Here is a 5,511-nt window from a genome sequence, read left to right on the forward strand (position 1 = left end):
CAGATGTGTATAAGAGACAGATTCTTAAGATCTGCCATTGCAAAGAATGACTACAAAGACAGAGGCTGTGACATTGAAGCAGACGAAATCTTTGTATCTGACGGTGCAAAGAGCGATTCCGGAAATATCCAGGAAATCTTCGGACTGGATAACAAGATTGCAGTGTGCGACCCTGTATACCCAGTATATGTAGATACAAACGTAATGGCAGGCCGTACAGGAGAATACAACAAAGAACGTGGCAACTTTGATAACGTAATCTATATGCCATGTACAGAAGCCAACGGTTTCCTTCCGGAATTCCCGGAAGAAGTGCCGGATCTTATCTACCTTTGCTTCCCGAATAACCCAACCGGTGGTGCCATCACCAAACCGCAGCTTCAGGAATGGGTAGACTATGCAAATAAAAACGGCTCCGTCATTATCTATGATGCAGCATACGAAGCATACATTTCCGAAGAAGATGTACCCCACAGCATCTATGAGTGCGAAGGAGCAAGAACCTGCGCCATTGAACTGCGCAGCTTCTCCAAAAATGCAGGTTTCACAGGTGTCCGCCTTGGCTTTACAGTTGTACCAAAGGATCTGGTTCGTGACGGTGTAGATCTTCACAGTCTCTGGGCAAGACGCCATGGCACAAAATTCAACGGTGCTCCATACATTGTACAGCGTGCAGGAGAGGCTGTATACTCTCCTGAAGGAAAAGCACAGCTGAAAGAACAGGTAGGCTACTATATGAGCAACGCCAAAGCCATCTACGAAGGTCTGGCATCAGCAGGCTATTCCGTATCCGGTGGCGTAAACGCTCCGTATATCTGGCTGAAAACACCTGATAAGATGACTTCCTGGGAGTTCTTTGACTATCTCCTTGAAAAAGCCAACATTGTAGGAACTCCAGGCTCAGGATTTGGTGCTCATGGTGAGGGATTCTTCCGTCTCACTGCGTTTGGAACACATGAGAATACACTGGAAGCAATTGAACGAATTAAGAATCTGTAAGTAGCTTTCTGATAGGGACGAGTGGGATTATAATCTCGTAAAATTTAACCGAATCAAGTAAGTTCCCTGCGGAGCAGTTATTCGGTGTAGAGCGGCGTAGAGAAGCGGATGATTTTATCCGCCTGACTATGGAAATGAAAAACGACAGGACGAAAAGCCTTGAAACTCAAGGGTTTCGGACCTGTCTTTTTGGTTATATACCAATTGTCGGTATTGGAGAATATGGCAATATGATGCTGTCATAAAAATCGCAAATAAAACAATTGAAAATATGACTGCGAGTGTTATAATAATATTAGATCAGTTAGTGATATATATTAGGAGGAAATATTATGGCAGGAAGGAACATGAATGAAAGGCTGAAATACCTTCGTAAGGAGAGTAAAATTACGCAAGATCAGTTAGCTCAGTTTTTATCAGTAGATCAAAGCATGATTACAAAATTAGAGAATGGAACTAGAAGATTTAGTATAACAATGGTAGATAAGATTTGTAGTTTATTTGGCTGTTCAGAAGAATTTCTGATGGGAGAAAGCAACGACTATATTCCACTGAATTTTGCATTTCGCTCTACAGGAATTGAAGCAGAGGATCTTGAGAGTATCGCTGCGGTAAATAAGATTGCAATAAATTTGAAGTATATGAATGAATTGATGGGAGATGAATAATATGAAATCACATCAGGAACTTAATTCACTAGCATTGAAGACAAGAAGACTACTTGGGGAAGATGGCTATTCCCCGATAGACATATTTGCACTTGTGAATGGATGGAAGGAGAAAAAGATAACTATTGTTCGTTATCCATTATCAGAAAGAATTAGTGGAATGTGTACTCGTATTGGAGAGGATATAGTTATTTGCATCAATTCCAAGTCATCTTATGGTAGACAGAGATTTACATTAGCGCATGAATTATACCACATCTTATATGAGAATAAGATGGATAGAGTAATATGTGGAATGAGCTTTGTGGGAAACAAGTCAGACTCGGAGAAAGAGGCAGATCAGTTTGCCAGCTACCTGTTAATGCCATATGATTCTCTTATTCAGTATGGTGAAAATTTTTCATCGTGGGAATTAAAGAATATCATAGAAGCAGAACAGTTTTTCCAGATTAGTCATATGGCCATGATGCTTCGATTGCAAACAGATAAGTTGATTAGTGAAGCAGAAGCAATGCGATATCAGGGAATAACAGTATCAAGAGAAGCTGCTCGTTTAGGCTATGGTAAAGAGTTGTATCTTCCGTTACCAAAAGAACAGCAGTATTTTACTACGGGTGAGTATATCAGGAAAGTTGAAAATCTGGCGGAGAAAGATATTATTTCTAACGGTAAAAAAGAGGAACTACTGTTAGATGCTTATCGTGCAGATATAGTTTACAACTTGGATGAGGAGGAACCTAATCTGAATGACTAATGATATGTTTTTTGATACTGATTGTCTGTCGGCCTTTTTGTGGATTAATGATACCAATATCATTGAAGTTTTATATGGTGGAAACATAGTTCTGCCGGATCAAGTGTATTTGGAATTATCTAATCCACATGTACCACATTTAAAAACGAGGGCAGATGCATTAATCAGTAAGAATTTGGCGTCAGTTAAATCGATTGATGTAGGTACAGATGAATATCAATTGTACCGTAACTTAACAAAAGGTAATAAAAGTAATAAGGCAATTGGTAAAGGAGAGGCAGCAGGAATTGCACTGGCCGCTACATATAAGGGCGTATTAGCAAGCAATAATTATCGAGACATTGCGCCATACATTGAAAAATATGGATTACGCCATGTTGATACTGGGATGATATTGTCAGAAGCTTTAGGAAAAAAGCTTATTACCGAAGATGAAGGTAACTCTATTTGGCAAAAGATGTTGAATCGTAACAGAAAGTTACCAGCAAACAGTTTTTCTGATTATCTGAAAAGTAAAGAGAATGTTTAAAGCAATGCTTTTTATCTGTGATGACATGAAAGAAAAAAATAAAATTTTTGCAACGGCTCGTGGCTACCGTCAGATGTCACTTTGATAGAGAAAATTCGAAGGAACATGGAGAACTGATTTCTAATATTATTTTCAGAGGAATAGCTATGATATACACAGTAAAACGAATCGAGGAAGACCTGGACTTCGTTTGTGAAGAGCGACCGAAAGGAATGCCAGTAATGGCAATAGTGACGCTTACGAATTCTTTAGGTGAAGAAATAAGGATAAAAGCAGAGGATGCCATGCTCTATGAATGTAACATCAATGAAGGGGACAAGGTTTGCTTTGATGCAAATAACAAGTTGGAAAAAGTAAAATAAAAATTGTAGAAGAACCAGAGAATATATTTGGATAAAGAAAACCAATGGCTTTGACTGTTATCAGTCTGCACCATTGGTTTTTTTAGTTCTGCTAATTCCTGAACAGTAATGGTTGTTGGAATTTTTGTACAGCCATTTGGTGTAAACTGATAACATTAGAAAAAGAAATCAAAAGCGAGAGATAAAATGGGGAAAGAATGCTATATAACTCTTATTCAATAAATATACATTGACAAGTATCTATGCGTATGATAAATTAACACATAGACAAATGCCTATGCGAGGTGGCAAAAATGGAAACAAGAGATATGATACTGATATGTAAAGCATTATCGGATACAAATAGGCTGGAGATTGTTCAGATGCTGTCAGACGGAGAAAAATGTGGATGTAAGATTCTGGATAAATTCGATATCACGCAGCCTACTTTATCACATCACATGAAAATATTGGTCGACTGTGGGCTTGTAAATGATTGTAAGGAAGGCAAATGGCATCATTATTCTCTGAATAAAAAAGTAATAAGAGAGGCAAGTTCATTTATTGAAGCTTTGGGAAGGTAGGAAATGGAAATGAAAGAAGAATGTATTATATGTAAAGCTCCACTTGTATATCTTGAAAAAGATGAAATGATGGAGTGCGTACTATGTCATAAAAAGGAATTAAGTAAGACTAGATGCGAGCAGGGCCATTATGTATGTAATGAATGTCATACAAAAGGAATGGATGCAATTATAGAAATATGTCTTAGTGAAACATCTAAGAATCCAGTAGAAATTATAAGAAGAATGATGGCGCAGCCATTCTGTCATATGCATGGACCAGAGCATCATGTTATGGTTGGTTCAGCGCTTCTTACCGCATATAACAATGCAGGTGGTGAGATTGATTTGCCGGAAGCGCTACTTGAAATGATGAATCGAGGAAAAGCTGTTCCGGGTGGCGTATGTGGATTCTGGGGTGCTTGTGGTGCTGGAATTAGCACAGGAATGTTTATATCAATAATCTCAGGAGCGACTCCACTTAAAAATGAACCTTGGGGTCTGGCTAATAAAATGACTTCCAAGGCACTTGACGCAATCGGGAGCATTGGTGGACCAAGATGTTGTAAAAGAGATTCTTATATGGCCATAATCTCAGCGATTGACTATGTGGCAGAGAATTTCAATATACAAATGGAAAAGCCTGTTATAAAGTGTATTCATTCTGATAAGAACAATCAATGTATTAAGGAGAGGTGCCCATTTCATGAATAAGAAAAAAATCGCATTTATCTGTGTTCATAATTCATGCCGTAGTCAGATAGCAGAGGCATTGGGAAAACATCTGGCATCAGATATATTTGAAAGCTATTCGGCCGGAACAGAGACAAAGCCTCAGATTAATCAGGATGCTGTTCGTGTCATGAAAGAGATTTATGGAATAGACATGGAAGCAAATGGTCAGTATAGTAAGCTGATTGCTGATATCCCAGATGTTGATATCGCAATATCAATGGGCTGTAATGTGGGATGTCCTTTTATTGGAAGGGCGTTTGATGATAACTGGGGACTTGATGATCCAACGGGGAAATCAGATGATGATTTTAAGGCTATAATACAGCGGATTGAGGAGAATATCTTTGAGTTAAAGAAAAGGTTGAGCGAGAACAAATAGAATACCTGCAGAACAAAATGGCAGCTTATCAGCTTTATGACACAGGACTTACTGTGACAAAGGAAGATGAGCTGCTTTCTTTATTTATCTGCAAGTATTCCAGTAGGATTTCTGTTCTGGGACGAATGTCCGGAAGGTGGGTAACTACTTTCTGTCCTTGCTATTCTCTATCTTTAGCTGTTGAATACAAAAATGATTTAGGAAGTTTAGCCTTTTGGTTGTCGGGATTTTTGCACAGCCATTTGGTGTAAACTGATAATATTAGAAAAAGAAATCAAGGGGGAACTGGCAGATGAAAGGTTATAACACAAGCAACGGATACATGGGATACGTAGAAGGCAAATACATTTTATTTGCCAGTGAACAGGAATATTTCGAGTTTATGCACTACAGGGGTTATATCTATGTTATACTTGAGTTGGTATTAAAGGATTTAGGATAATAAGCGGGAATCCTCGGCAATTCAATTACCGAGATGAAAGCGCAAACTGTGCATATCTGCACTCATAATAAATAAAAATAACAAAACGGTTTTCATTCAAT

General features: G+C 38.4%; 10 protein-coding genes. All 10 read left to right on the top strand.

Annotated features, from left to right (window positions below; translation table 11 throughout):
* Positions 1-999 (top strand): LL-diaminopimelate aminotransferase (locus ACTNES_RS19150; protein WP_441040407.1); only part of this gene is annotated, 999 nt, incomplete at its 5' end.
* 332 nt (positions 1,000-1,331) lie between these two features.
* Positions 1,332-1,667 carry a helix-turn-helix domain-containing protein gene (locus tag ACTNES_RS19155; protein ID WP_291810692.1) on the top strand — a complete coding sequence of 112 codons (336 nt, stop codon included), beginning with the start codon at positions 1,332-1,334 and terminating at the stop codon, positions 1,665-1,667.
* A gap of 1 nt (position 1,668) precedes the next feature.
* Positions 1,669-2,421: an ImmA/IrrE family metallo-endopeptidase gene (locus ACTNES_RS19160; RefSeq protein ID WP_291810695.1), complete on the top strand. Its 753-nt coding sequence runs from the start codon at positions 1,669-1,671 to the stop codon at positions 2,419-2,421.
* Positions 2,414-2,950 carry a hypothetical protein gene (locus tag ACTNES_RS19165; RefSeq protein WP_291810698.1) on the top strand — a complete coding sequence of 179 codons (537 nt, stop codon included), beginning with the start codon at positions 2,414-2,416 and terminating at the stop codon, positions 2,948-2,950. The genes ACTNES_RS19160 and ACTNES_RS19165 overlap by 8 nt, the downstream gene beginning before the upstream one ends.
* Positions 2,951-3,096: 146 nt before the next feature.
* Positions 3,097-3,312, top strand: coding sequence for a hypothetical protein (locus ACTNES_RS19170; RefSeq protein WP_441040408.1), 216 nt, complete (start codon positions 3,097-3,099; stop codon positions 3,310-3,312).
* A 293-nt stretch (positions 3,313-3,605) separates the two neighbouring features.
* Positions 3,606-3,875, top strand: coding sequence for an ArsR/SmtB family transcription factor (locus ACTNES_RS19175; RefSeq protein ID WP_055201525.1), 270 nt, complete (start codon positions 3,606-3,608; stop codon positions 3,873-3,875).
* A gap of 3 nt (positions 3,876-3,878) precedes the next feature.
* Positions 3,879-4,568, top strand: coding sequence for a DUF5714 domain-containing protein (locus tag ACTNES_RS19180; protein ID WP_331476621.1), 690 nt, complete (start codon positions 3,879-3,881; stop codon positions 4,566-4,568).
* Entirely contained in the window at positions 4,561-4,968 is a 408-nt protein-coding gene (locus ACTNES_RS19185) for an arsenate reductase ArsC (protein WP_441040409.1), read from the top strand. The genes ACTNES_RS19180 and ACTNES_RS19185 overlap by 8 nt, the downstream gene beginning before the upstream one ends.
* Before the next feature lie 17 nt (positions 4,969-4,985).
* Complete coding sequence (locus ACTNES_RS19190) at positions 4,986-5,219, top strand: hypothetical protein (RefSeq protein ID WP_441040410.1); 234 nt, start codon at positions 4,986-4,988, stop codon at positions 5,217-5,219.
* A 41-nt stretch (positions 5,220-5,260) separates the two neighbouring features.
* A complete protein-coding gene (locus tag ACTNES_RS19195) occupies positions 5,261-5,410 on the top strand; it encodes a hypothetical protein (protein WP_020993714.1) in 150 nt (49 codons plus the stop codon).
* Positions 5,411-5,511 lie beyond the last annotated feature (101 nt).

It is taken from the genome of Blautia sp. HCP3S3_D9, from assembly GCF_052063845.1.
Lineage (GTDB): Bacteria > Bacillota > Clostridia > Lachnospirales > Lachnospiraceae > Blautia_A.